Annotated in this window: 23 protein-coding genes; 19 read left to right on the top strand and 4 right to left on the bottom strand. The window is 72.3% G+C overall.

Annotated features, from left to right (window positions below; all coding sequences use genetic code 11):
• Positions 1–36 precede the first annotated feature (36 nt).
• The 6 genes from K5S26_RS07470 to mftF all read left to right on the top strand — a co-directional run bounded on the left by K5S26_RS07470 (position 37) and on the right by mftF (position 6,044).
• Positions 37–507, top strand: coding sequence for a hypothetical protein (locus K5S26_RS07470; protein WP_221857336.1), 471 nt, complete (start codon positions 37–39; stop codon positions 505–507).
• 147 nt (positions 508–654) lie between these two features.
• Positions 655–1,521 (top strand): SDR family NAD(P)-dependent oxidoreductase, encoded by an 867-nt coding sequence (locus tag K5S26_RS07475; protein WP_221857337.1) that lies wholly within the window; start codon positions 655–657, stop codon positions 1,519–1,521.
• A complete protein-coding gene (locus K5S26_RS07480) occupies positions 1,518–2,924 on the top strand; it encodes a 3-oxoacid CoA-transferase (RefSeq protein WP_221857338.1) in 1,407 nt (468 codons plus the stop codon). The genes K5S26_RS07475 and K5S26_RS07480 overlap by 4 nt, the downstream gene beginning before the upstream one ends.
• On the top strand, positions 2,921–3,796 hold the full coding sequence (locus tag K5S26_RS07485) for an amidohydrolase family protein (protein ID WP_221857419.1): 876 nt from the start codon (positions 2,921–2,923) through the stop codon (positions 3,794–3,796). The genes K5S26_RS07480 and K5S26_RS07485 overlap by 4 nt, the downstream gene beginning before the upstream one ends.
• 59 nt (positions 3,797–3,855) lie before the next feature.
• Positions 3,856–4,590: a mycofactocin biosynthesis peptidyl-dipeptidase MftE gene (mftE, locus tag K5S26_RS07490; RefSeq protein ID WP_221857339.1), complete on the top strand. Its 735-nt coding sequence runs from the start codon at positions 3,856–3,858 to the stop codon at positions 4,588–4,590.
• The gene (gene mftF, locus K5S26_RS07495; protein ID WP_221857340.1) at positions 4,587–6,044 is read left to right on the top strand and encodes a mycofactocin biosynthesis glycosyltransferase MftF; all 1,458 of its coding nucleotides are present in this window, start codon (positions 4,587–4,589) and stop codon (positions 6,042–6,044) included. Before mftE ends, mftF begins: the two co-directional genes overlap by 4 nt.
• A gap of 155 nt (positions 6,045–6,199) precedes the next feature.
• On the opposite strand, the gene K5S26_RS07500 is transcribed toward mftF, so the two are convergent.
• Positions 6,200–6,820, bottom strand: a complete 621-nt coding sequence (locus K5S26_RS07500) for a TetR/AcrR family transcriptional regulator (protein WP_221857341.1) — start codon at positions 6,818–6,820, stop codon at positions 6,200–6,202.
• Positions 6,821–6,907: 87 nt separating this feature from the next.
• Here K5S26_RS07500 and K5S26_RS07505 point away from each other — a divergent pair, with 87 nt between their 5' ends.
• Positions 6,908–7,645 (top strand): GAP family protein, encoded by a 738-nt coding sequence (locus K5S26_RS07505; RefSeq protein WP_221857342.1) that lies wholly within the window; start codon positions 6,908–6,910, stop codon positions 7,643–7,645.
• A gap of 139 nt (positions 7,646–7,784) precedes the next feature.
• Here the strand turns inward: K5S26_RS07505 and K5S26_RS07510 are convergent, their stop codons facing one another.
• Together K5S26_RS07510 and K5S26_RS07515 are read right to left on the bottom strand one after the other, a co-directional pair.
• A complete protein-coding gene (locus K5S26_RS07510) occupies positions 7,785–8,159 on the bottom strand; it encodes a VOC family protein (RefSeq protein ID WP_221857343.1) in 375 nt (124 codons plus the stop codon).
• A gap of 75 nt (positions 8,160–8,234) precedes the next feature.
• Positions 8,235–8,954 (bottom strand): helix-turn-helix transcriptional regulator, encoded by a 720-nt coding sequence (locus K5S26_RS07515; RefSeq protein ID WP_221857344.1) that lies wholly within the window; start codon positions 8,952–8,954, stop codon positions 8,235–8,237.
• Positions 8,955–9,176: 222 nt separating this feature from the next.
• On the opposite strand from K5S26_RS07515, the gene K5S26_RS07520 reads away from it, so the two are divergent.
• Positions 9,177–9,413, top strand: coding sequence for a hypothetical protein (locus K5S26_RS07520; RefSeq protein ID WP_221857345.1), 237 nt, complete (start codon positions 9,177–9,179; stop codon positions 9,411–9,413).
• A gap of 150 nt (positions 9,414–9,563) precedes the next feature.
• Here the strand turns inward: K5S26_RS07520 and K5S26_RS07525 are convergent, their stop codons facing one another.
• A complete protein-coding gene (locus tag K5S26_RS07525; RefSeq protein ID WP_221857346.1) occupies positions 9,564–10,478 on the bottom strand; it encodes an SDR family oxidoreductase in 915 nt (304 codons plus the stop codon).
• A 170-nt stretch (positions 10,479–10,648) separates the two neighbouring features.
• Between K5S26_RS07525 and K5S26_RS07530 the strand changes: the two genes are divergently transcribed.
• The 11 genes from K5S26_RS07530 (at position 10,649) to K5S26_RS07580 (ending at position 23,876) form a co-directional block, all read left to right on the top strand.
• Entirely contained in the window at positions 10,649–11,803 is a 1,155-nt protein-coding gene (locus K5S26_RS07530) for an NDMA-dependent alcohol dehydrogenase (protein WP_221857347.1), read from the top strand.
• 80 nt (positions 11,804–11,883) lie between these two features.
• Complete coding sequence (locus K5S26_RS07535) at positions 11,884–13,371, top strand: aldehyde dehydrogenase family protein (RefSeq protein ID WP_221857348.1); 1,488 nt, start codon at positions 11,884–11,886, stop codon at positions 13,369–13,371.
• Positions 13,372–13,411: 40 nt separating this feature from the next.
• Entirely contained in the window at positions 13,412–14,533 is a 1,122-nt protein-coding gene (locus K5S26_RS07540) for an NDMA-dependent alcohol dehydrogenase (RefSeq protein ID WP_221857349.1), read from the top strand.
• Between the two features lie 17 nt (positions 14,534–14,550).
• Positions 14,551–15,096, top strand: a complete 546-nt coding sequence (locus tag K5S26_RS07545) for a UGSC family (seleno)protein (RefSeq protein WP_221857350.1) — start codon at positions 14,551–14,553, stop codon at positions 15,094–15,096.
• Positions 15,093–16,154, top strand: coding sequence for a hypothetical protein (locus K5S26_RS07550; RefSeq protein WP_221857351.1), 1,062 nt, complete (start codon positions 15,093–15,095; stop codon positions 16,152–16,154). Before K5S26_RS07545 ends, K5S26_RS07550 begins: the two co-directional genes overlap by 4 nt.
• Positions 16,151–17,254, top strand: a complete 1,104-nt coding sequence (locus K5S26_RS07555) for a zinc-dependent alcohol dehydrogenase (RefSeq protein ID WP_221857352.1) — start codon at positions 16,151–16,153, stop codon at positions 17,252–17,254. Before K5S26_RS07550 ends, K5S26_RS07555 begins: the two co-directional genes overlap by 4 nt.
• Positions 17,255–17,308: 54 nt before the next feature.
• Complete coding sequence (locus K5S26_RS07560) at positions 17,309–18,310, top strand: amidohydrolase family protein (protein ID WP_221857353.1); 1,002 nt, start codon at positions 17,309–17,311, stop codon at positions 18,308–18,310.
• A gap of 143 nt (positions 18,311–18,453) precedes the next feature.
• Complete coding sequence (locus tag K5S26_RS07565) at positions 18,454–20,229, top strand: ABC transporter substrate-binding protein (RefSeq protein ID WP_221857354.1); 1,776 nt, start codon at positions 18,454–18,456, stop codon at positions 20,227–20,229.
• Complete coding sequence (locus K5S26_RS07570) at positions 20,226–21,275, top strand: ABC transporter permease (RefSeq protein ID WP_221857355.1); 1,050 nt, start codon at positions 20,226–20,228, stop codon at positions 21,273–21,275. Before K5S26_RS07565 ends, K5S26_RS07570 begins: the two co-directional genes overlap by 4 nt.
• Positions 21,262–22,140: an ABC transporter permease gene (locus K5S26_RS07575; protein WP_221857356.1), complete on the top strand. Its 879-nt coding sequence runs from the start codon at positions 21,262–21,264 to the stop codon at positions 22,138–22,140. The genes K5S26_RS07570 and K5S26_RS07575 overlap by 14 nt, the downstream gene beginning before the upstream one ends.
• Positions 22,137–23,876, top strand: a complete 1,740-nt coding sequence (locus K5S26_RS07580; protein WP_221857357.1) for a dipeptide ABC transporter ATP-binding protein — start codon at positions 22,137–22,139, stop codon at positions 23,874–23,876. Before K5S26_RS07575 ends, K5S26_RS07580 begins: the two co-directional genes overlap by 4 nt.
• Positions 23,877–23,881 lie beyond the last annotated feature (5 nt).

A 23,881-nucleotide genomic window follows, 5' to 3' on the forward strand; every position in this document is an offset into this window, starting at 1 on the left:
TCGGCGACCGGACGGCGTCGCGACGGAGGAGGACGAGTGAGACACGGTCCGCTGCACACCGTGCCCGACGGCGTGGCGATCGCCGCGCCCGAAGGGCTGCACCTGCGCCTGACGACCTCGGGGGTGAGCCACAGACGCGGCGAGGAGCAGCTCGCCGCGTTCCGCTGGGACGACCTGTCCGACATCGACCTGCGCCTGCCCGGCTCGTGGCTGCCCTGGCCGGGCGCGCTCGCGACGCTCGGCTATGCGGTCCTCACCTTCCTGTCGCAGCAGGTCGAGGCGCCGCAGGACGACGAGAGCCGCGTCCGGCTCGTGCTGACGGACGGCACGATCCACGACGTCGGCGTGCACCACTCGATCGGCGGCTACAACAGGCGCGCCCTGGCGGTGGCGCAGCGACTCGTCTCGCGGCTCGCGCGCGATCCCGAGGCGCGCACGCTCCTGCGGCAGCCCGACGAGATCCTGCGCCGCTACGTCCGCAGCGTCCGCCGGTTCGTCCTGGCCTGAGGGCACGTCGGCGGGCCGCCGGCCGATGACCCGGACCGGACAGTCAGCTTCCACGTCACGGAATAGCCCTCCGATCGCCCCCGCGCCCCGGCCCATCCTGGGGTCAGCCCCGGGTCGACGGCGCCGCGGGGACGAGACGGAGGAACCTTGAGCACGCACGACGACTGGGCCGCCCAGACCACCGCGGACGCCCTCGCCTCAGCGGACGCCCCGCGCCTCGACGGCAGGGTCGCCCTCGTCGCCGGAGGCGGCCTGAGCGGGCCCCTCGGCGGTGTCGGCTTCTCGATCGCCTGGCTCTGCGCCCGCTCCGGGGCGAGCGTCGCGGTGCTCGACCTCGACCAGGCCGCGGGGGAGCGCGCGGTCGCCGCCATCCGGGACGCCGGCGGCGAGGCGGAATGGTTCTCGGTCGACGTGACCGACTCGGCCTCCGTCGAGGCGGCCGTCGAGGCCGCGGTCTCCCGCTTCGGGCGGCTCGACCTGGTCGCCGACTCCATCGGCGGAGGCGGCGCGGTGCCCGCGTTCGACGTCGACGACGACGAGTTCGACCGCGTCCTGAACCTCAACTTCCTCTCCGCCTGGCGCATCCTGAAGTACTCGCAGCGTCACCTCGGCGAGGGCTCCGCCGCCGTCACGATCTCGTCGAGCGCGACCGAGGGCCGCGGGCCGACCATGCCGTACACGATCGCGAAGACCGCGCTCGAGAAGCTCACGATCGGAGCCGCGTCGTCGCTCGCCCCCCGCGGCATCCGCGTCAACGGCGTGCGTGTCGGCATGATCTGGGGCGCGTTCGCCGCTCGCGGCATGACCGAGGAGCAGCGCGAGCTGCGCCGCCAGAACGTGGCGCTGCAGACCGAGGGCACGGTGTGGGACATCGCCTCCGCGGCGTTCTTCCTGCTCACCGACAGGGCGCGCTGGATCTCGGGCCAGGTGATCGCCGTCGACGGCGGTGGCTTCGCGATGAAGGCGAACACGGGCGCCGCGGGGTCCGCCCCGGCGTCGAAGGAGAAGCGATGAACAAGGTCTTCGACTCGGCCGCCGCCGCGGTCGCCGACATCCCCGACGGCGCGTCGATCGCGATCGCGGGCTTCGGGATCACGCACTCGTTCCCGTCGACGCTCATCATGGCGCTGCGGGACCAGGGGGCGAAGGGCCTCACGGTCTACTGCAACGGCCTCGGCTCGCCCGGGCACCCGACCGCGCAGGTGCTCGCCGAGAACCACCAGATCTCGCGGCTCGTCGCGAGCTTCTCCGCGCGCCCCGGGCCCGTCACCGCGGCGGAGGAGCAGATCCTCGCGGGCGAGATCGACTTCGAGGTCGTGCCGCAGGGCACCCTCGTCGAACGGATGCGCGCGGGCGGCGCCGGCATCCCGGCGTTCTACACGCCGGTCGGCGTCGGCACGGCGATCGCGGAGGGCAAGGCCGTCGACGACTTCGACGGGTCGTCCTACGTGCTCGAGCGGGGCATCACGACCGACTACGCCCTGCTGCGCGCCTACCGGGCCGACCGCGCCGGCAACCTGCAGTTCCGTGGCGGCAGCCGCAACTTCAACGACAGCTTCGCGAAGGCCGCGCGCATCGCGATCGTCGAGGTCGAGGAGATCGTCGATGTCGGCGAGCTGAAGCCCGACGACATCGACCTGCCCGGCGTGTGGGTCTCCCGCGTGGTCCTCTCGACGCTGCGCGTCGACCCCGCCAAGCTGCCGCGCAAGGCCGAGCGCGGGGGCGACTCGCGGCGCGAGTACGGCGGCAAGCCTGCGCTCAGCCGCGCCGAGATCGGCCGTCGCGCGGCCGCGCTCCTGCCTGACGGGGCACTGGTGAACCTCGGTGCCGGCCTGCCGAACCAGATCACCGAGTGGCTCGACGGCCGCGGTGTGACGCTCCACGCCGAGAACGGCATCCTGGGCTACGGTCGCTTCGTGGAGGTGGACAGCGCAGACCCGGACATGCACGACGCCGGCGGCAACTTCATCGACCTGGAGGCCGGAGCGAGCTTCTTCGACTCGGTCGCCTCGTTCGAGATCGCCCGCGGCAAGCGCCTCGACGCGGTCGTGCTGGGCGCCTATCAGGTGGACGCCGCGGGAGACCTGGCGAACTGGGCGCAGCCCGGTCGCCCGGGCGGCGGCATCGGCGGGGCCATGGACCTCGCCGTCGGGGCGCGTTCGGTGATCGTCACGATGGAGCACGTCGACAGCAAGGGCAGGCTCAAGCTCGTCGAGCGCGCCGAGTATCCGATCACGGCGCCGTCGTGCGTCGACGCCGTCGTCACCGACCTCGCACTGCTGCAATGGGATCGAGAGAACGGGGGCTTCGTGCTCAAGGAGATCGCTGCCGGCTTCACGGTGGACGAGGTGCTGGAGCTGACGCCGATGGCGGTGTCGGTGCCCGCGGCGCCCGGCGTGATGCAGGAGAACTGGTGAGCCGGCTCGGCGACGACATCGTCGCGATCGACTTCCACACGCACGTCCAGCGCTCCGCGCGCACCGGCACCACCGGCGCCGCGGAGGACAACGCCGAGGCCATGGCGGCCTACTTCCGCACCGAGGCGCGCACCCCCACGGTGCACGACCTCGCCGACACGTATCGCGCGCAGAACATGATGTGCGTCGCGTTCACGATCGACGCGGGATGGAAGACCGGCGAGGAGCCGAGCGTCACGAGCGACGAGATCATCGAGCTCGCCGCCGAGCACTCGGACGTCGTGATCCCGTTCGCGACCGTCGACCCGCACGGCGGCCGCCGCGCCGCGCGCGAGGTGCGCCGGCTCGCCGAGAAGGGCGCGCGCGGTGTGAAGTTCCACCCGAGCGCCCAGGAGTTCTCGCCGGACGACCGCGCCGTCTACCCCGTGTACGAGGCCATCGCCGAGACGGGCATCATCGCGCTGTTCCACAGCGGCCACACGGGCGCCGGCGCGGGCACCCGCGGCGGCGGGGGCATCCGGCTGAAGTACGGCAACCCGATGCTGGTCGACGACGTGGCGGTGGACTTCCCCGACATCCCGATCGTGCTCGCCCACCCGTCGTTCCCCTGGCAGGACGAGGCGCTGTCTGTCGCGCTGCACAAGCCCAACGTGCACATCGACCTGTCGGGCTGGTCGCCGAAGTACTTCCCCGCCAACCTCGTGCAGTACGCGCGCACGCTGCTGAAGGACAAGATGCTCTTCGGCACCGACTACCCCGTGCTGACGGCGGAGCGGTGGCTCCGCGACTTCGAGGGGCTGGGCTTCGACGAGGACGTGCGCCGGCGGATCCTGCGGGACAACGCCGCGAGGCTGCTCGGCCTCGCGGAGTGATCCGTGCGGTCGGCCGGTCGCGCGTGCGCCCGACGCCGCCCGGCTGACAGACTCGGGGCATGACGTCGTCGTCGCTCCCTCCGAGGGCACGCAGCCTGGGGGAGCGCGCGTGGCCGGAGCTCGCCGAGCGGGAGGCGTCGCCCGTGGTCGTGCTCCCGGTCGGGTCGACGGAGCAGCACGGGCCGCACCTGCCGCTCGACACGGACACGCGCATCGCCGTGGCGGTGGCCGAGCGGGTCGCCGCGGCGCTGGCCGAGCGCGGCGGGGCGACGCTGGTCGCGCCGGCGGTCGCCTACGGCTCGTCCGGCGAGCACGAGGGCTTCCCCGGCACGGTGTCCATCGGCCGCGACGCGCTCGCGACGCTGCTGCTGGAGTACGGGAGGTCGGCGTCGGCCTGGGCCTCGCGGCTGGTGATCGTGAACGGCCACGGCGGCAACGTCGAACCGGTGCGCGACGCCGTCATGCGGTTGAGGGACGAGGGCCGCGACGCGGCATGGGCGCCCTGCGCGGCCGCGCCCGCCGACGGTCTCCCCGCCGACGCCCATGCAGGCAGGGCCGAGACCTCGCTGCTGCTGCACCTCGCGCCCGGGCTCGTCCGCGGGGACGCGGCCGAGGCGGGGGAGACGGCGCCGCTCGCCCGGATCCTGCCGGGCCTTCGCGAGCACGGCGTGCGCGGAGTGTCGCCCAACGGCGTGCTCGGGGACCCGTCCGGCGCCTCGGCGGAGGAGGGTGCCCGGCTGCTCGATGCCATTGTCCATTCCGCGCTCGCCCGGCTCACGGGGGACGTGTCTTGAGCGGCGCGCCGGCCGCGCCTCGGACGGATGCGCCCCGGACCGAGCCGTCGCGCGCGCTGCCGGACGGCACGGTCGTGCGCCTGGCCCGCCGCACCCGCGTGGCCGACGGCGGCGCGGTGCTGGTCGGCGGAGCTCCCACGCGCGTCACGCGGCTGAAGCCCGGTGCGCGCGGGCTCCTCCGTGGACGGCGGATCGAGGTGCGGGACGCGGCGAGCCGGGCGCTCGCCGCCCACCTGATCGAGGCGGGCCTCGCCGATCCCGACCCCCGGACGCTCCCGGCGGCCGACCCGCGGGAGGTGACGGTGGTCGTCCCGGCGTACGGGCGCTCCCGCCAGCTGGGTCGCCTGCTCGACAGCGTGCGCGCCGACCTGGGCGACGTCCGCATCATCGTGGTCGACGACGGATCCGCCCCCGCCGACGCGTCGGCGGTCGGCGCGGCGGCCGCGCGGCACGACGCGGAGGTGCTGACGCTCCCCGAGAACCGCGGGCCTGCCGACGCCCGCAATGCCGGCCTTCGGGCGGTGCGCACGCGCTTCGTGCTGTTCGTCGACACCGACGCGGTGCTGCGGCCGGGCACGGTCGGTCTGCTGCTGCGGCACTTCGCCGACCCCGCGCTCGCCCTCGTCGCTCCCCGCATCTCGGGGCTCGAGGCGGGCCGCCCCAGCTGGGTGCTGCGCTACGAGAGCGACCGGTCGTCGCTCGACCACGGCGAGGACGGCGCTCTCGTGCGCCCGCACTCGCCCATGGCGTGGGTGTCGACGACGTGCGTGCTCGCGCGCGTCGAGGCGCTCGGCGCCGGGTTCGGCGCTGGTATGCGCGTGGCCGAGGACGTCGACCTCGTCTGGCGCCTCGTGGAGGCGGGCTGGCGCGTGCGGTACGAGCCCGCGGCCGTCGCGGCCCACGAGCACCGCGGCACCGTGCGCAGCTGGCTGACGCGGAAGTTCGTCTACGGCACGGGGGCGGCCACGCTCGCCCGCCGCCACGGGGGTCTCGCGGCGCCCGCCGTGCTGGCACCGTGGACGGCCGGCGTGCTGCTCGCGCTGTCGGCGCAGCGGCGCTGGTCGGTGCCGGTGGCCATCGCGATCTCGAGTCTCGCCGCGGCGCGGATCGCCCGGCGGCTGCCGGAGATGGGCCGCCCGACGGCGCTGGCGACCCGGCTCACCGCGTACGGCGTCGCGTCGGCGGCGGCCCAGGGATCCGCCCTCGCCGTGCGGCACTGGTGGCCGGCGTTCGCGGTCGCCGCGCTGTTCTCGCGGCGCGTGCGGCGCATCGTCGCCGTCTCGGCGGTCGCGGACGCCGTCGTGGAGTACGCGCGGCTGAGGCCGCGGCTCGACCCGGTGCGGTTCGCGGTGGCCCGCCGCCTCGACGACCTCGCGTACGGCGCGGGCGTGTGGTGGGGCGCGTTGCGTGCGCGCTCGCCGCGGGCGCTGGCCCCGGTGATCCGCTCCCGCTGACCCGTCGGGCGTTCGGCTGTTCCGCTCCCGCGCCCGAGCCCGCAGGCTCTCTGCGACCCGGCACGCGATCCGCTACCGGGTGGACGAAAGCGTGCGGGCTCGCCGCGGCCGAAGCACGGGGACCCCGCTCCCGCTGAGCCCAGGCGGTCGGCGAGTCACGGGGCCGGGCGGGCGGCCCGCTCCGCCTCTGCGGAGATGCGGGCGATCTCCTGCCGGACGAGGACGAGCGCCCACTCGGCGCCCTGGGCATCCGTGGGGTCCGTGTGGAGAAGGTGGAGCGCGAGGCCGTCGACGAGCGCGTGAAGCCGCCGGGCGGAGGCGAGAGTCTCGCCGTCGCCCTCCGCGGAGCCCGTGAGGAGCTGGACGAGTCGGACGAATGCGGCGCGCAGCTGCTCGTGGGCGTGGTTGCGGATGTCGATCAGCGCGGGCTGTGCCGCGGACTCGCCGACGAGCGCGAGGTTGACCTCGAGCTCCGCCCTGCTCTCGGGCTCCAGCGGCAGGAACTGCGCGATGACCTGGAAGGCGTACTCCTGCGGATCGTCGTCCCACGGGGTGGCGAGAGCGCGTTCCGTGGCGCGGGCGACCATGAGTTCGGCCGAGAAGTTCAAGAGCTCGGTGCGCGTGGGGAAGACGTAGCGGAGCGAGCCGACGACGACGCCCGCCTGATCCGCGACGGTGCGGATGGAGACGGCCCCCACGCCCTTGTCCAGGATCACCTGCCAGACCGCCTCGGCGAGCTGCTCCTTGCGAGCCTGCCTGTCGAACGTCTGTGCCACGGAAGCACCGTAACACGGTCGTGCTACGGTGCTTCCGTAGCACGACCGTGTTACGAAGTTCGACGACACCGAGGCAAGGGGCCGCACATGGACCTGACATCGCTGGGGTCGCTGGTGCTGCTGGCGCTGCTGGACTCGACGAGCTTCGGCACGCTGCTCGTCCCCGTCTGGCTGCTGATAGCGCCGGGGCGTGTCCGGTTCGGTCGCGTGATGCTCTTCCTCGCCACGGTCACCGTCATGTACTTCGGGATCGGGCTGGCGCTCCTCCTGGGCGCATCCGCGCTGCTCGACGTCTTCGACAGCGTCAAGCGTTCCGACGGCTTCCTCGTCGGTCAGCTCGTGGTCGGTGCCGCCCTGGTGGTCGTGAGCCATCGGATGGACGACAGGCGTGCGCGTGAGCGCGCCGCGCAGCGTGCGGCAGCGGGCACGGGGCGCATCGCCCGCTGGCGTGAGCAGGCGATGGGCTCCGAGAGGGCGTCCGCGGGGACCACGGCCTCGGTCGTCGCACTCGCGATCGCCGCGGTGGCCACCGAGATCGCGACCATGGTGCCCTATCTCGCGGCCGTCGGCATCATCACGACGCAGGGCCCGGGCGCGCTCGGAGACGCGGCGCTGCTCGCGGGATACTGCCTCGTCATGATCCTCCCCGCCCTGATCCTGACGATCGGCCGGGTGCTCGCCCGCGACGCGCTCGAACGGCCGCTGTCCCAGCTCGACCGCTGGCTCACGAGGCACGCACAGTCCACCGCCGCGTGGGTCATCGGGATCATCGGCGTGATCCTCGCGCTGCGTGCCGTGTACGAGCTGGGATGGATCGGCGGATGAGACCGGCGCTCCCGCGACCGAGCCCGCAGGTTCTCTGCGACCCGGTACGCGATCCGCTGCCGGGTGGACGAAAGCGTGCGGGCTCGCCGGGGCCGAGGCGCCGGGACCCCGCCCCCGCTGACCCCCGGCGGTCGGCGACTCACGCGGCTGGGCGGGAGAAGAGGTTCACGAGGTTGCCGTCCGGATCGCGGAACAGGGTCGACCTGTTGCCCCACGGCATCGTCGTCGGCTCGAGCACGACGTCGTCGAGCACGTCCCGCAGCCGGGCGAACTCCGCGTCGACGTCCGCCACGAGGTACTCGATGACGACCGAGTCGTTGCGGCCCGGCCGCGGTGCGCGCTCGCCCAGCATCGCCACCGTCGCGGGGTCGCCGATCGCCAGGGTGCCGTGTTCGGTCCGCAGCTCGGCGAAGACCGGCGCTGGCCGCGTGGCGACCGTTCCCGTCACCGTCTCGTAGAACCGGCAGAGCCCGTCGACGTCCTCGGTGATGATGCGGATGGATGCGAAGTCCATGGTGTCCTCTCCGTCGGGCCGCTCGGCTCGACGTCACCATCGTCGACCCGCCGGGCGACAGCGTCCTGTCGGTGTTTACGGCGACTTCGCGTCGACGGCGGCGCCGGCGCCGACGGCCCGCAGCTCACCCTCGACGATGCCGAGATCCTCCGCGCGGAGCGTCCGCCGGGGCGGTCGTTCGTCCAGGGGCGTCACCCGGACGATCCGGTCGCCGCGGAACGCGCGAAGACCGTCGCGGAGGCGGCACCAGGCGATCAGGTACCAGGCGTCGCCCTTCCCGACGAAACCCAGCGGCTCGACGTCCCGCTGCGTCGCGCTTCCCTCGCGGTCGGTGTAGGCGATCCGCAGCACCTGTCCCGTTCGCAGCGCGGCGGCCAGCTCGCGCGGCGCCTTCTGCGTCGTCGCATCGCCCAACAGATGGATGCGGTCGGCGAGACGCGCGGTCTCCCTCATGCTGCGCTCGTCCGTGACGGCGACCACCTTGCGCAGGGCGGAGGTGGCGGCGTCGCGGAACGGACTGGTGGACAGCGTGCCGAGCGCGATCATCACGGCGAGCGCCTCGTCGACGGTGAAGCCGAGCGGTGCGAGGGTGTGCGATCTGTCGAGACAGTAGCCGCCGGTGCGGCCGGGCTCCGCCCAGATCGGCACGCCGGCCTGCTGCAGCGCCGACAGGTCGCGCTCGATCGTCCGGGAGCTCACCTCGAAGCGCTCGGCGAGCCATCGGGCGCTTCGAGGACGCGGCGCGACGGCCCGCAGCTCCTCGACGATCGCGTAGAGACGGTCGGTGCGATTCACGTATCGACCCTAGGCGCGCGGACGCCCGGGCCGGATCGGACCGATCGCCTCGCGACCGAGCCTGCAGGTCCTCTGCGACCCCGCGCGCGATCCGATGCCGGTTCGGCGGACGGATGCGGGTTCGACGAGGGGATGTCCGTGCTTCCGCGCAACGGAAGGCCCCGGCCCCCGCGCCGCGGGTCAGGCGTAGCGTCATGCCAGGCAGAAACGAAGGAGTCCACCATGACGACGGATCAGGCGCAGTTCGCGGCACTGCAGCAGTCGCTGGAGGCCGACGACTATCACCTCTCGCTGGAGGTCACGGGCGACGACGCGGTCGCGACCATCACCGCGGGCCCGGACGCGTGCGCCGAGTGCCTGGTGCCGAAGGACCTCATGAAGCGCATGCTCTCGCCGATGATCGGCGTCGACGCCGAGCGCATCGAGATGAACTACCCCGTCGACGTCCACGCCGGCTGAGCCGGAGGCGTCTGGAGGCGTTTCGACTCGCTTCGCTCGCTCAACGAGCAGAGGAGGGGCGCGGTGCCGGTGGGGGGCGCGGTGCCGCGCCCCTTTGTCGGTTGAGCGACGAGCGCAGCGAGGAGTCGAAGCCCCTCGCCGGCGGCTCGCTCAACGCGCGGAGAGGGGACGCGTCGGCGACGGGTTGCGGTTCTCGGGCAGGTAGAACGGCGACGCCGTGAGGAACGGGATCGCCGCCGCGCGCTCGGCGTCGATCGGCTCGTCGGGGAAAGCCTGCTCGATGGCGGCGTGGCGGTCCTGCAGTCCCTCCTTGAACTCGGGGTGGGTCAGGATGAACATGTCGTTCCGGAGCACGCCCTGCAGCACGCGTTCGCCCGCCTCCTCCGCCGACATGTACGGCTGGCGCCGGTCGAGGCCCGGGCGCGAGACGTCGGGCGCCGGGTAGCCGGACTCGCCGTACTTCGACGGCCGTTCCGCGGTGCCGGCGCCGATGTTGCTGTGCACGGGCCCCGGGCAGTAGACCGAGACGCCGATCCCGTCGGGCGCGAGCTCGATGTGCATCGCCTCGCTCAGCCCGATGATCGCCGCCTTCGTCATCGAGTACAGGCCGGCCACGATGGGGACGAGACCGCCCATCGACGAGGTGTTGACGATGTGGCCGCCGTCGCCGTGCGAGCGGATGTGCGGCAGGAACGCGAGGATGCCGTTCCCGACGCCGCGGATGTTGACGTCGATGAGCCAGTCCCAGTCGGCCCCCGTCGCCGTCGCGACCGGGCCCGTCAGCCCGATGCCGGCGTTGTTGATCAGCACGTCCACGCGGCCGTGCCGCGCGACGACGTCGTCGGCCAGGCTCGCCATCGCGTCTCTGTCCGTGACGTCGACGCGCGCCGTGTCGACCTCCAGTCCGGAGGCCGCGAACTCGTCGCGCGTCTCGTCCAGGTGCTCCTGGCGCCGGCCGGTCACCACCACCGTCGCGCCCGCCCCGGCGAACGCCCGCGCGATGCCGCGTCCGATGCCGCTCGATCCGCCCGTGATGACGACGACGCTCTCCCGCAGTTCTCTCATGAGGGCATCCGACCGTGCCGGTGCGGGGCCGCCCAACTTGTCTTCCGGGAGGCAGAAGACCCGTGTGAGCCCCGAGCGGCACGATCCACCGTGGGATCAGCACGCGACGGCGCGGGCTCCCGGACGACGACGTCCGCCCCGTGCTCCGCCCCCAGCGGGAAAGAGGAGACATGAGCATCACCGCAGACGCCCCCAGCACGTCCGCCGCGCAGGCCCGGCCGATGACGGTGCGCGCGGCCGTGTGCCGCACCCCGGGCGAGCCGTGGGAGATCACCGACCTGCAGCTCGACCCGCCGAAGGCGAACGAGGTGCGCGTCAAGATGATCGCCGCCGGCATGTGTCACTCGGACGACCACATCCAGAAGGGCGACGCGCCCATGAGGATGCCCGTCGTCGGCGGTCACGAGGGCGCCGGCATCGTCGACGCGGTCGGTCCCGGCGTCACCCGCACCAAGGTGGGCGACCACGTGGTGTTCTCGTTCATCCCCGCGTGCGGCAAGTGCCGCTACTGCTCCACCGGCCGCCAGAACCTGTGCGACGAGGGCAAGAACGCCGCGACCGGCGAGTTCCCCGACGGCACCTTCCGCTTCCACCAGGACGGCGAGGACTTCGGCGGCCTGTGCGTGCTCGGCACGTTCTCGCAGTACACGGTGGTGTCGGAGTTCTCGGTCATCCCGATCCCCGAAGACATCCCGTTCGAGGTCGCCTGCCTCGTCGGCTGCGGCGTGCCGACCGGGTGGGGGTCGGCGGTCCACGCGGCCGGGGTGCGGGCGGGCCAGACGGTCGTCGTCTACGGGTCGGGCGGAGTCGGCAGCAACGCGGTCCAGGGCGCGGCGCTCGCCGGAGCGGAGCGCGTGATCGTCGTCGACCCCGTCGAGTTCAAGCGCGAGATGGCGGAGGTCTTCGGCGCGACCCACACGTTCGCCACGGCCGAGGAGGCGCACGAGTTCATCGTGCAGTCGACGTGGGGCGAGCTCGCGGACCACGCGATCATCACGGTCGGCGTGCTGCACGACGAGGTGATCCACCACGCGATAGGCGCCGTCGGCAAGACCGGTCAGGTGACGATCACCGCCGTCGGCAACGGCTGGATCGACGAGAACCCCGGCATGCTGATCGGCTACCAGCGGCGCATCCAGGGGGCCATCTTCGGCGGCTGCAACCCGCTGTACGACGTGCCGCGCCTGCTGAGCCTCTACAGGTCGGGTCGCCTGAAGCTCGACGAGCTCGTCACCCGCACCTACCGCCTGGAGGACGTCAACCAGGGGTACCAGGACATGCTCGACGGCAAGAACATCCGCGGCGTGATCCTGCTCGAGCACTGACCGGACGACGCCGGCCCACGATGCCGGCCGACGAGACCGGCGCACCAGAACAGACAGACAACGAGAGACAGGACGATGTCATGACCGACACCCTCGATTCCCCCGCCGTGGCGCCGTCGCTGGTCGTCGACGGGGCCCAGCTCATCGGCGGCGAGTGGGTGCCCTCCCACACCGGCCGCACGATCGACGTGATCAACCCCGCCAACCTCGAGCTGCTCGCCCGCGTGCCGCAGAGCGACGCCGAGGACGTCGACCAGGCGGTCCGCGCCGCGGAGGCCGCGTTCCCCGCCTGGCGCGACCTGAACGCCACGGCTCGCGCGGGCCTGCTGTTCCGCTGGGCCGACCTGATCGAGCGCCACTCCTCGCAGCTCGACGGCCTCGAGTCGCAGGAGGTCGGCCGGCCCAGCTGGGGCCCGCCGCCCATGGCCGGACAGCTGCGCTTCATCGCGGGGCAGGCCGACAAGGTGCAGGGAGTGTCCCTGCCGACCTACTCGCCCGACACCGTCGGCTACACGCTGCGCGAGCCCTACGGCGTGGTCGGCGCGATCATCCCGTGGAACGCCCCCGGCCCCATGTTCGTGACCGAGGTCGGGGCGGCGATCGCCGCCGGCAACACCATCGTCATCAAGCCCGCCGAGGACGCGCCGCTCACCCCGCTCGCGCTCGCGAAGCTCTCGATCGAGGCCGGCATCCCGGCGGGCGTCATCAACGTCGTCACGGGCTACGGCTCGGAGGCCGGGGCCGCGATCCCCGACCATCCCCGCATCCGGCGCATCGGCTTCACCGGCTCGCCGCAGACGGGCCGCCTGATCATGGAGGCCTGCTCGCGGCACCTCACGCCGCTGCACCTCGAGCTGGGCGGCAAGTCGCCGCAGGTCATCTTCCCGGACGCCGACCTCGACACCGCCATCCCCGCCATCGCGATGGGCATCACGCTCAACACGGGCCAGATCTGCGCGGCTGGGTCCCGCGTCGTCGTGCTGCGCAGCGTGCACGACGAGGTGGTCGAGCGGCTCGCCACGCAGATGCAGAAGGTCACCGTCGGGCCGTGGCATCAGCCCGTCAACATGGGCCCGCTGATCAACGAGAAGCAGCACAGCCGCGTGACCGACTACATCGAGGTCGGCACCGAGCAGGGCGCCACGCTCGTGACCGGAGGGTCGCGACCGAAGGGCCCCGACTTCGAGAAGGGGTTCTTCGTCGAGCCGACGCTGTTCGACGGCGTCTCGCCCGACATGCGCATCGCGCAGGAGGAGATCTTCGGGCCGGTGCTGTCGGTCATCACTGTCGACGACGAGGCCGAGGCCATCGCGGTCGCCAACGGCGTGGACTATGGCCTGGTCGCGTCGGTGTGGACGCAGAGCGTCGGCACCGCGGTGCGGATGAGCCGCGCGCTGCAGGCGGGTCAGGTCGCGGTCAACAGCTCGCTCGGCGCCGGCGTGATCGGCGGCCCGTTCGGCGGCTACAAGAACAGCGGCTTCGGACGCACGATGGGCGCCGACTCGGTCCTCGACTGGACGCAGGTCAAGACGGTCTCCATGCGCGAGGCACCCCTGCCCCGCTTCTGAGGGCTCATCGCGGATCGACAGGACAGGACAGGAGCTCGACATGGCAACCATCACCACCCGCGCGGCCGTCGCCCACGCCCCCCACGAGGGGTGGACGCTGACGGAGCTGCAGCTCGACGACCCGAAGGAGCACGAGGTCCGCATCAAGTTCGCCGCCTCGGGGCTCTGCCACTCCGACGACCACATCACGCACGGCGACGCCCCCGTGCGGATGCCCGCGGTCGGCGGGCACGAGGGCGCGGGCGTCGTCGAGTCGGTCGGGCCCAACGTCACCCGGGTCAAGCCGGGCGACCGGGTCGTCTGCTCGTACATCCCCGCGTGCGGAGCGTGCCGGCCGTGCTCGCTGGGGCACCAGAACATGTGCGTCAAGGGGCTGAACGCCGGCACCGGCATGTTCCTCGACGGCACGTTCCGCTTCCATAAGGACGGCGAGGACTACGGCGGGTTCTGCTCGCTCGGCACGTTCTCGCAGTATGCGGTCGTCTCGGAGTGGGCCGTCGTGCCGCTCGCCGACGACATCCCGTTCGAGGTCGCCTGCCTCGTCGGGTGCGGCGTGCCGACCGGATGGGGCTCGGCCGTGTACGCGGCCGGCGTCAAGGCGGGCGACACCGTGGTGGTCTTCGGCGCGGGCGGCGTCGGCAGCAACGCGGTGCAGGGCGCGCGCTACGCGGGCGCCAAGAACGTGGTCGTGGTCGACCCGGTGGAGTTCAAGCGCGAGAACGCCCTCTCCCTCGGCGCGACGCACGCGTTCGCCGACGCCCAGGAGGCGCACGACTTCGTCGTCGCCGAGACCTGGGGCCAGCTCGCCGACCACGCGATCATGACGCCCGACGCGGTGACGGAGGAGATGGTCAACCGCGCCGTGCTGATGACGGGCAAGGGCGGTAAGACCACGATCACCGCGGTGGGCCACCTGCTCGAGAAGGCGGTGCACGTGCACGCGGGCCTGCTGATCAGCTACCAGCGGCAGATCCGCGGCGCGCTGTTCGGCGACTGCAACCCGCTGTACGACATCCCCAAGCTGCTGGGGCTCTACCGGCGGGGCGACCTGAAGATCAAGGAGCTCATCACCAACACGTACTCGCTCGACCAGGTCAACGACGCGTACGACGACCTGCACGCGGGCAAGAACATCCGCTCCGTGATCCTGCACGACGACTGAGGCGAAGGAGAGCCGCGATGCCGAACCCCATGCTCGATCCGACCGGCCAGGCGGACGCGAAGGCGAAGACGGACGGAGGGCTGGCGGCCCGCCGCCCCTTGCAGGGCGCGCGCGTCGGCCTGCTCGACAACACCAAGCACAACGCCATGCTGTTCCTGCAGGAGGTGGGCCGGCTGCTCGTCGAGGAGCAGGGCGCGGCCGAGGTGAGCATCGTCGAGACCAAGCGCAGCTTCTCCATCCCGGTGGACGACGAGATCGTGTCGCGCTACCGCGACGCCGCCGACGTGGTCATCACGGGCGTCGGCGACTGCGGCTCGTGCAGCGCGGCAGCGGTCGCGGACGGCATCAACTTCGAGCGCGCGGGCGTGCCCGCGGCCGTGGTGCTGACCGACGCGTTCACCACGACGGGCCGCACCATGGCCGGCGTGCAGGGCGACCCCGACTACGAATGGATCACCACGGAGCATCCGGTGGCCGTCCTCGAACCCGAGCAGGTGCGCGAGCGCGCCCGCCGGCTGCTGCCCGAGATCGTGCGCACCCTCACCGGGGCGGACGCCTCGTGACGGGCCCCGATCCGGACGTCGCACAGGAGGCCATCGAGTACGCCTACGCGCAGGGCTGGTCCGACGGGCTGCCGCTGGTGCCGGTGAGCGAGTCGCTGCTCGAGCGCTTCCTGGCGGCGACGGAGGACGACCCCGACGCGGTGATCGGCGAGATGCCGCAGACCGGCCGCTCGGTGACGGTGCGGACGGCGGCCATCAACGCGGCCCTCGCGGGGTGTCTCCCCGAGCACCTGCCGGTCGTGCTGGCGGCGTGGCGCGCCCTGATGCGCGAGCGCGCGGCGAAGGGCGGCGCGTGGCAGTCGACGAGCGGCCCCGCGCCGCTCATCGTCGTCAACGGGCCGATCCGGCACGAGCTCGGCTTCAACAGCGCCGGGGGTGTCTTCGGTCCCGGCTTCCGCGCCAACGCCACGGTCCCGCGGGCGATCGGGCTCATCGTCCGCAACGCCTTCGGCGTGCGCCCGCACGAGCTGGAGCAGGCCACCCAGGGCCTCCCGGGGCGCTGGGCGATCTGCTTCGGCGAGAACGAGGAGGAGAGCCCGTGGGCGCCGCTGGCCGAGGAGCTGGGCACGCCCGGAAACGCGGTCACGACGACGCTGCTGCGCACGAGCGAGTACGTGGACAACCGGCACACGAGCGATCCCGAGCAGCTGCTGGGCGACTTCGCCGACACGATCGGCCGCTCCGGCGCGTGGATCTTCCAGCACGCGATGGCGGGCCTGGTGCTGTGCCCCGAGCACGCCCAGCTGCTGGCGAACGCCGGCTACGGCCGCGCGGACGTCGCCCGCTGGCTCGCCGAGCGCTCGGGCCGCACGACCGCGCAGCTCGCGGCCGCGGGCAAGGACCACGCGGACGGGGGAGTGCGCTTCCCGGGCACGGACGGCGATCCCGATGTCTTCCAGCCCACGCTCCCGCCGCTGGCGGCCGACCCCGCGCAGAGCATGCTCATCGCGGTCGCCGGGGCGCGCAACGCCGGCATCTCGATGGTCGTGCGGTACTTCGCCGACTGGTCGGGCGCGGCCGAGCCCCTCGTTCACACGACAGAACGGATGGACCCATGACCGAGATGGTGCGAGCGGCCGTGCAGACCGGCCCCCGACAGATCGAGATGCGGGAGTTCCCCCGCCCCACGGTGGGGCCGGACGACGGGCTGCTGCGCGTCGAGGCGAACGGCATCTGCGGCAGCGACGTGGAGATCTACCGCGGGCACATGGGGATGAACCCCAACCCGTTCATCCCCGGCCATGAGCCGATGGGGATCATCGAGGAGATCGGCGAGCGCGCCGCCGAGCGCTGGGGCGTGCAGGTCGGCGACCGCGTGGCCCTCGAGGTCATCGTGCCGTGCCGGTCGTGCGAGGACTGCCTGATGGGCCGCTACCAGGCCTGCCGGTTCCGCAAGTACGGCCACGGTGTCACCGGCATCGACGTCGACCCGAGCCTGTGGGGCGGCTTCGCCGAGTACCTCTACCTGTCGCCGAACACCGTCATGCACAAGATCTCGCGCGACCTGCCCGTCGAGGTCGCGGCGATGTACAACCCGCTCGGTGCCGGCGTGCGCTGGGCCGTCGACCTCGGCGAGGCCGGGCTGGGGGACACCGTCGTGGTACTGGGGGCGGGCCAGCGCGGCATCGCCGCGGTCATCGCGGCGAAGTCGGTCGGCGCGTCGAACGTCATCATCACCGGCCTGGAGCGGGACGCCCACAAGCTGGCGCTCGCCCGCGAGTTCGGCGCCGACCACACCGTCGTCGTCGACGGAGACGGCGGCACCGACATCGTGGACGCCGTCGCGGAGATCACCGGGGGGCGGATGGCGGACCTCGCTCTCGACCTCACCCCGATGGCGGCGGGCCCGGTGACGGACGCGCTGAAGTCGGTGCGGCACGGCGGTCGCGTCGTGCTCGCCGGGCTCAAGGGGCACCGCGACATCCCCGTCGCGACCGACCTGATCGTCAACCGCGCCCTCACGGTGAAGGGGGCGTTCGGCGTCGACGCGGCCGCGAACAAGAAGGCCATCGAGCTCCTCGAGTCGGGCCGGTTCCCCTTCGAGCGGCTGCACACCCACACGTTCGGCCTGGACGACGTGGGCCTCGCGATCGAGACGCTCGCGGGCGAGACCGACGACCAGTCGGCCCTGCACGTCTCCGTCCATCCCGCCGCCTGACCGAGCACCGAGACCGAGGCGCCAGAGCGCCGCCCGACCCGAACGGAGATCACCGTGATCGTCGACGCCCACGCCCACTTCCTGCCCCGCGGATACCCGGAGGGCGCGCCCGAGTGCTTTCCGGCGATGGAGCCGATCGACGGCGGGGACGACCTGCTGCTGGTCTTCGGCCAGACGCGCTTCCCCGCCAAGCAGGTGTTCTTCGAGGCCGAGAAGCGCATCGAGGCGCAGGACGCGTCGGGGGCGTCGGCGGAGGTCGTCAGCCCCATGCCGCCGCTCCTGCGCTACGACCTCCCCGCGGGTGACGGCCTCGCGCTCGCGCAGCACGTCAACGACTTCGCCGCCGAGCTGTGCGCCTACGACCCCGAGCGGCTGATCGGCCTCGGCATGGTGCCGATGCAGGACCCGGATGCCGCTGCGGGCGAGCTCGCGGCGATCGCGGACCGGGGTCTCGCGGGCGTCGAGATCGCCTCGAACATCCTCGGCAGGTCCATCGGCGACCCCGCGTTCCTGCCGTTCTTCCAAGAGGTCGAGCGGCTCGGGCTGTCGGTCTTCGTCCACGCGATGCCCTCCCCGAGCGACCGGCTGCCGATGAGCGCGATGGGGACGTACGTCGTCGGCATCGAGGGGATGTACTCGGCCGCATCGCTCATCCTGGGCGGGACGGCGGAGGCGTGCCCCGACCTGCGCGTGTCGTTCAGCCACGCGGCCGGCGGTTTCGCGATGTCGCTGCCGCGCGCCAACTACTTCTGGAGCGGCGCCTGGAACGAGGAGCCCCGCGACCTGGAGCGGGCGGTGATGCCCGACGACGGGCCCTCGCCGCTCGACTACGCGCGGCGCTTCTACTACGACTCCATGGTGTTCGACCGTCGCGCCATCCGGTACCTCGTCGACCTGCTGGGCGCCGACCGCCTGCTCGTCGGGTCGGACTTCCCCGCGATGCTGCGAGAGGACCCGATCGCTCGCACCCTGCGCAGCTCGGGCCTCACGGACGACGAGTGGGGCCAGGTCGCGTCCGAGAACGCCTACCGCTGGCTGGGCCGCACCCGGCCCTGACGACGGACGGTCACGGCCTCCCACCCGGCGGAAGGACCGTGGCCCCTCGGCGGGGGACGGGGTGAGACTTCCCAGCAACCGACCCCGGTCGGCACCCGGATCCCCCCGGTTCAGATGCCTCACGCTCAAAGGAGAGCAACGAGATGATCACGACAGCACACGCGCCCCGGCCGCGCGGCCGCACCCTCCGCGCGCTGGCGCTCGCCGCGGGCGCCGCCCTGGCGCTGACGGCGTGCACCGGACAGAGCACCACTCCCGACGACGACACCGACGCCGGCGATCCGCAGACCGGCGGAGCGCTGACGGTGCTGCTCGACGCCGGCTACTCCGGGGCGTGGGCGACGGGCCTCGACCCCGCCACCAGCAACACCACCGGCGCGAACCTGCCGCAGAACGCGGCGATCTTCGGCGGTCTGTTCACTCTGGAGGCCGACGACGACGGCTCGAACGCCCGCATCGAGCCGAACCAGGCGGAGAGCTACGAGTGGGGGGACGACGGGCTGACGCTCACCATCACGCTGCGCGAGGGCCTCGAGTTCAGCGACGGCACGCCGTTCGACTCCGAGGCCGTGCTGTGGAACTGGATCCGCGAGCTCAGCTCGGGCAGCACCGGCGCTCCCACGCTCGACCTCAACCTCGAGCTCGAGCCGCAGGAGCACAGCGACGAGTTCATGGACAGCCTCTGGGCCGCCCTGCCCGAGGACGTCGACCAGGACACGGTGAACGCCCGGCTCGGCGCACTCCGGACGGTCGACGACCGCACGCTGGAGATGCACTTCAACACGGTCAACGGGGCGCTCGTCAACGGCTTCCCGAGCACGAACATGAACCTGATCGCCTCGCCGACCGCCTACGAGGAGCTCGGCGCCGAGCAGTTCAGCGTCACGCCGGTCGCCGCGGGGCCGTTCGTCGTCGAGCAGAACCGCCAGAACGAGCGTCTGCACCTGGTCCGCAACGACAGCTACTTCAAGGACGGCCTGCCGTACCTCGACGAGCTGACCTTCCAGGCCATCACCGGCGACCAGGTCATGTACCAGACCCTGCTGTCGGGCCAGGGCGACGTGATCGAGGGCATGAGCTCGACGACGCTGATCGCCGAGGCGCAGAACAACCCGGCCGTCGAGGTGTACCTCGGGGCGCCGACCTCGCCCTACGTGGTGCAGCTCAACACGCGCAAGCCGCCCTTCGACGACAAGAAGGCGCGTGAGGCGATCTACTACGCCACCGACTTCGCCTCCATCAACGAGGGCCTGTTCAAGGGCGAGGGCGAGATGACGCAGTCGTTCACCGCGTCGGGCGGCCTGTTCTATCAGGCGGAGGTCGAGGGCTACCGCGAGTACGACCCGGACAAGGCCGCCGAGCTGGTGGACGAGCTCGGCGGGCTGACGGTCGAGCTCGGCACGACCGACACGGGCGTCGCCTCGAACGTCGCGACCGCGCTGCAGACGCAGTGGGCCGAGGCCGGCATCGACGTCTCGCTCGACGCGAAGCCGCTGGGCGACGTGATCACGAAGTTCACGTCGGGGGAGTGGGAGTCGATGCTGCAGACCGCCGGGGCGTGGGAGCCGGCCGCCGGCATCGGCGTCGCCGTGCGGTTCGGCTCGACCTCGCCGTTCAGCGGCACGCCGCTGCCGGACGGCGCGACCAGCGCGCAGGACGCGATCTCGCAGGGGCTGCTGAGCCCGCTCGACCAGATGCTGCGCGACGCGGTCGGCACGATCGACGAGGACGAGCGCGAGGCCTATTACGCCGACATCGCCAAGACGATCTCGGACGAGGCCTACGCGCCGTTCGGCATGGCCTTCTCGCCGGCGCAGGTGGTGCGCACGGGCGTCCACGGGCCCGGCCTGACCACGCCGATCCCCGCGCTCGCGGTCAACTCGGGCGTGCTGTACGACCGCGTCTGGGTGGAGCAGTGACGCAGAGCACCGTCGGCGAGCCGGGCACCGGCTCGCCGCAGCCGCCGGCTGAGGAGCGCGCGAGCCTCCTCGGCCGGGCCTCCGGCTCGCCCCTGCTCCGGCTGATCGCGCGGCGCATCCTCGTCGCGATCCCGCTGCTGCTCGCGGTCAGCGTGCTCGTGTTCGTGCTGATGGAGCTCATGCCGGGCGACCCGGCGCGCAACCAGGCGGGCATGGACGCCACCGACGAGGAGGTCGAGTCCGTCCGGCGCCGGCTCGGCCTCGACCGGCCCTGGTACGAGCGCTACTTCGGCTGGCTGTTCGGCGCCCTCACCGGCAACCTCGGCACGTCCTCCGTCAGCGGTCGCGCCGTCTCCACGCTGTTGGCCGAGCGGCTGCCGGTGACGATCGAGATCGTCGCGCTCGCCTTCGTGGTCTCGCTCGCCGTCGCGCTGCCGGTCGCGATCGTCGCGGCGCGCCGGCCCGGCGGCTGGTTCGACCGCGCCGTGATGGTGGGGGCCATGACCCTGCTCGCGGTGCCGAACTACGTCATGGCGCTGCTGCTCGTGCTGCTGTTCTCGGTCACGCTGCGGATGCTGCCGTCCATCGGCTTCGTCGCGTTCGACGTCGATCCGATCCGCAACATCCAGTCGGTGATCATGCCGGTGCTCGCGCTGGCCATCCCCCTGGGCTGCTTCTACGCGCGCTTCCTGCGCGGCGACCTGGTCGAGCAGATCAAGTCGGCCGACTACATCGACACGGCCCGCGCGAAGGGCGCGGGCCCGTGGCGGGTGCTGTGGAACCACGCGTTCCGCAACTCGTCGTTCGGGCTGCTGACGATCGTCGGCCTGAACGTGGGAGCGCTCGTCGGCGGCACGGTCATCATCGAGCAGATCTTCGTCATGCCCGGGCTCGGCCTGATGATGCTCGAGGGCGTGGGCTCGCGCGACATCGCCGTCGTGCAGATCTGCGTGTTCATCTTCGCGGCCGTCGCCATCTTCGCCAACCTCGCGGTGGACGTGATGTACGCCGTGCTCGACCCGAGGATCCGCTATGGCAGTCGTTGACACCCGCACCCTGCTCACCCCGACCCCCGGCCCCGTGCGCGGGGCGCGCTGGGCGCGCTGGCGCCGGAGCGTCGTCATCGGTCTGCCCCTGACGGTGATCGGCCTCCTCTTCCTCGCGTGCTTCGCGGGCCCCTACGTGCTGAACCTGCCGGCCCCGGTGGGAGGCAGCGTGCTCGACAGCGCCCTGCCGCTCGGCACCCCCGGACATCCGCTCGGCACCGACGTCAACGGCAACGACGTGCTCTCCCGCCTGCTGCACGGCGGGCAGGCGTCGCTCATCGTCGCCGTCGCGGTGAACGCGATCGGCGTCGGCATCGGCGGGGTGATCGGCTCGCTGTCGGCCTTCCTCGGCGGCCGAGCCGACACGGTCATCATGCGCTTCCTCGACATCCTCATCGCGTTCCCGTCCCTGGTGCTGGTGATCGCGATCGCGCAGGTGTTCGGCCCGGCGCTGTCGACGACGATCCTCGCCCTGTCGTTCTTCAGCATCCCGGGCGTCGCGCGCGTGGCGCGCTCGGCGACGCTGCGGGTCACCTCGATGCCGTTCGTCCAGGCCGCGGAGCTCGGCGGCAGCCCGCGGTGGCGCACCCTGCTGTTCCACATCGCGCCGAACGTGCTGCCGCAGATGCTGAACTTCGCGCTGCTGGGCATGGGCATCGTGATCGTCACCGAGGGCGCCCTGAGCTTCCTCGGGATGGGCATCCCCGCCCCCGCGCCGAGCTGGGGGAACATGATCTACCAGGGCCAGCAGTCGCTCTCGGCCACGCCGCTGCTGGTGCTCTGGCCGAGCCTGGCCCTGCTGCTGGCGGTGCTGTCGTTCAACCTGCTGGGAGAGAACGTGCGAGACGAGATGAGCGCCCGATGACGATCCTCAAGACGAGCGCCGAGCGTCCAGCGGACGGCGCCACCGCATCCGCTCCCGTCCTGTCCGTGTCCGACCTGCGGGTGACGTTCTCGCGTCGCGGTGAGCTCGTGCACGCGGTGAAGGGGCTGTCGTACGACGTGCACGCCGGCCGGACCCTCGCGATCATCGGCGAGTCGGGCTCGGGCAAGTCGGTGGGCGTCCGCGCCCTCATGGGGCTGCTGCCGCCGAGCGCCGAGGTGACCGGATCCGCGCGCCTCGACGGCACGGACGGCGCCATCGAGCTCGTGGGGCTGGACGACCGGGCGATGCGCCGCATCCGCGGCAACGACGTCTCCATGGTGTTCCAGGACCCGGCGCGCTCGCTGAACCCCACCATGAGCGTCGGCGCGCAGATCACCGAGGCCCTCCGCATGCACCTCACGATGGACCGCAAGGCGGCCGCCACCCGCGCCGTCGAGCTGCTCGAGCTCGTGCGCCTGCCCGATCCCGCCCGACGGTTCCACGAGTACCCGCACCAGCTCTCCGGCGGCATGCGCCAGCGTGTGATGATCGCGATCGCGCTCGCGGCCGATCCGAAGGTGCTCATCGCCGACGAGGCCACCACGGCGCTCGACGTCACGACGCAGGCCAGGATCATGGAGCTCCTGTGCGACCTGCAGGACCGGCTCGGGATGGCGATCATCCTGATCAGCCACGATCTCGCCCTCGCGGCGCGCTACGCCGACGACGTGCTGGTCATGCGCGGGGGGTCGGTCATCGAGCACGTCGCGCCGGAGCAGCTGTTCGACGCCGGGCGCGAGCCGTACACGAAGGAGCTGCTGGGGGCGTTCGCCACGCTGCCCTCCGAGCGCCGTGCCGCGGCCCTGGCGTCCGATCGTCCCGGCGCGGCACAGTCGCCCGACGCGGCGGAGCCGCTGCTGTCGGTGCGGGGCCTCGTGCAGGAGTACGTGAGCCGGGGCCCCGGCAACGTCAAGAACGGCGTGCTGCGCGCGGTCGACGACGTGTCGTTCGACCTGATGCCGGGCCGGACGCTCGGCATCGTGGGCGAGACCGGATCGGGCAAGTCGACGATCGCCCGGGCGGTCGCCCAGCTCGAGCCGCCGAAGTCGGGCACCGTCCGTTTCGACGGGCAGGAGATCGTCGGGCTGAAGCGGCGACGCCTGAACGCCGTGTACGCGAACATGCAGATGGTCTACCAGGACCCGTTCGGCTCGCTGAACCCGCGATGGCGGGTCTCGGACGTCATCGCCGAGCCGCTCCTCGGGCACACCGACATGACGGAGAAGCAGCGCGCTGAGCGCGTGGACGAGCTGCTCGACCTCGTCGGGCTCGCCCCGGAGACCTACCGGCAGCGTCGGCCGTTCGAGATGTCCGGCGGCCAGGCGCAGCGCGTCGCCATCGCCCGCGCCGTCGCGCTCGAGCCGGCCCTCGTCATCTGCGACGAGGCGACGTCCTCGCTCGACGTGCTGATCCAGGCCCAGATCCTCGGTCTGCTCGTGCGACTGCAGCGCGAGCTGGGCGTCGCGTACCTCTTCATCGGGCACGACCTCAACATCGTGCGGTACATCTCCGACGACGTGTGCGTGATGCGTCGGGGCGTCCTGGTCGAGAGCGGCCCCGTCGAGCAGATCTTCTCCGACCCGCAGCACGAGTACACGCGCGAGCTCATCGCGGCGGTCCCCGACCCCGACCCCGCGAAGGTCGCCTCGCGCCGTCGTCCGCCTTCCGCTCGGTAGCGGCG

The organism is Microbacterium marinilacus (assembly GCF_019753765.1).
In the GTDB taxonomy this organism is placed as follows: domain Bacteria; phylum Actinomycetota; class Actinomycetes; order Actinomycetales; family Microbacteriaceae; genus Microbacterium; species Microbacterium marinilacus.

What these genes read in the sequence shown, in the direction of transcription:
- K5S26_RS07480 (WP_221857338.1), top strand. Translation starts at nt 1,518, where the DNA reads ATGAACAAGGTCTTCGACTCGGCCGCCGCCGCGGTCGCCGACATCCCC.
- mftE (WP_221857339.1), top strand. Translation starts at nt 3,856, where the DNA reads ATGACGTCGTCGTCGCTCCCTCCGAGGGCACGCAGCCTGGGGGAGCGC.
- K5S26_RS07505 (WP_221857342.1), top strand. Translation starts at nt 6,908, where the DNA reads ATGGACCTGACATCGCTGGGGTCGCTGGTGCTGCTGGCGCTGCTGGAC.
- K5S26_RS07510 (WP_221857343.1), bottom strand. Translation starts at nt 8,159, where the DNA reads ATGGACTTCGCATCCATCCGCATCATCACCGAGGACGTCGACGGGCTC.
- K5S26_RS07520 (WP_221857345.1), top strand. Translation starts at nt 9,177, where the DNA reads ATGACGACGGATCAGGCGCAGTTCGCGGCACTGCAGCAGTCGCTGGAG.
- K5S26_RS07525 (WP_221857346.1), bottom strand. Translation starts at nt 10,478, where the DNA reads ATGAGAGAACTGCGGGAGAGCGTCGTCGTCATCACGGGCGGATCGAGC.
- K5S26_RS07530 (WP_221857347.1), top strand. Translation starts at nt 10,649, where the DNA reads ATGAGCATCACCGCAGACGCCCCCAGCACGTCCGCCGCGCAGGCCCGG.
- K5S26_RS07535 (WP_221857348.1), top strand. Translation starts at nt 11,884, where the DNA reads ATGACCGACACCCTCGATTCCCCCGCCGTGGCGCCGTCGCTGGTCGTC.
- K5S26_RS07540 (WP_221857349.1), top strand. Translation starts at nt 13,412, where the DNA reads ATGGCAACCATCACCACCCGCGCGGCCGTCGCCCACGCCCCCCACGAG.
- K5S26_RS07545 (WP_221857350.1), top strand. Translation starts at nt 14,551, where the DNA reads ATGCCGAACCCCATGCTCGATCCGACCGGCCAGGCGGACGCGAAGGCG.
- K5S26_RS07555 (WP_221857352.1), top strand. Translation starts at nt 16,151, where the DNA reads ATGACCGAGATGGTGCGAGCGGCCGTGCAGACCGGCCCCCGACAGATC.
- K5S26_RS07565 (WP_221857354.1), top strand. Translation starts at nt 18,454, where the DNA reads ATGATCACGACAGCACACGCGCCCCGGCCGCGCGGCCGCACCCTCCGC.
- K5S26_RS07575 (WP_221857356.1), top strand. Translation starts at nt 21,262, where the DNA reads ATGGCAGTCGTTGACACCCGCACCCTGCTCACCCCGACCCCCGGCCCC.
- K5S26_RS07580 (WP_221857357.1), top strand. Translation starts at nt 22,137, where the DNA reads ATGACGATCCTCAAGACGAGCGCCGAGCGTCCAGCGGACGGCGCCACC.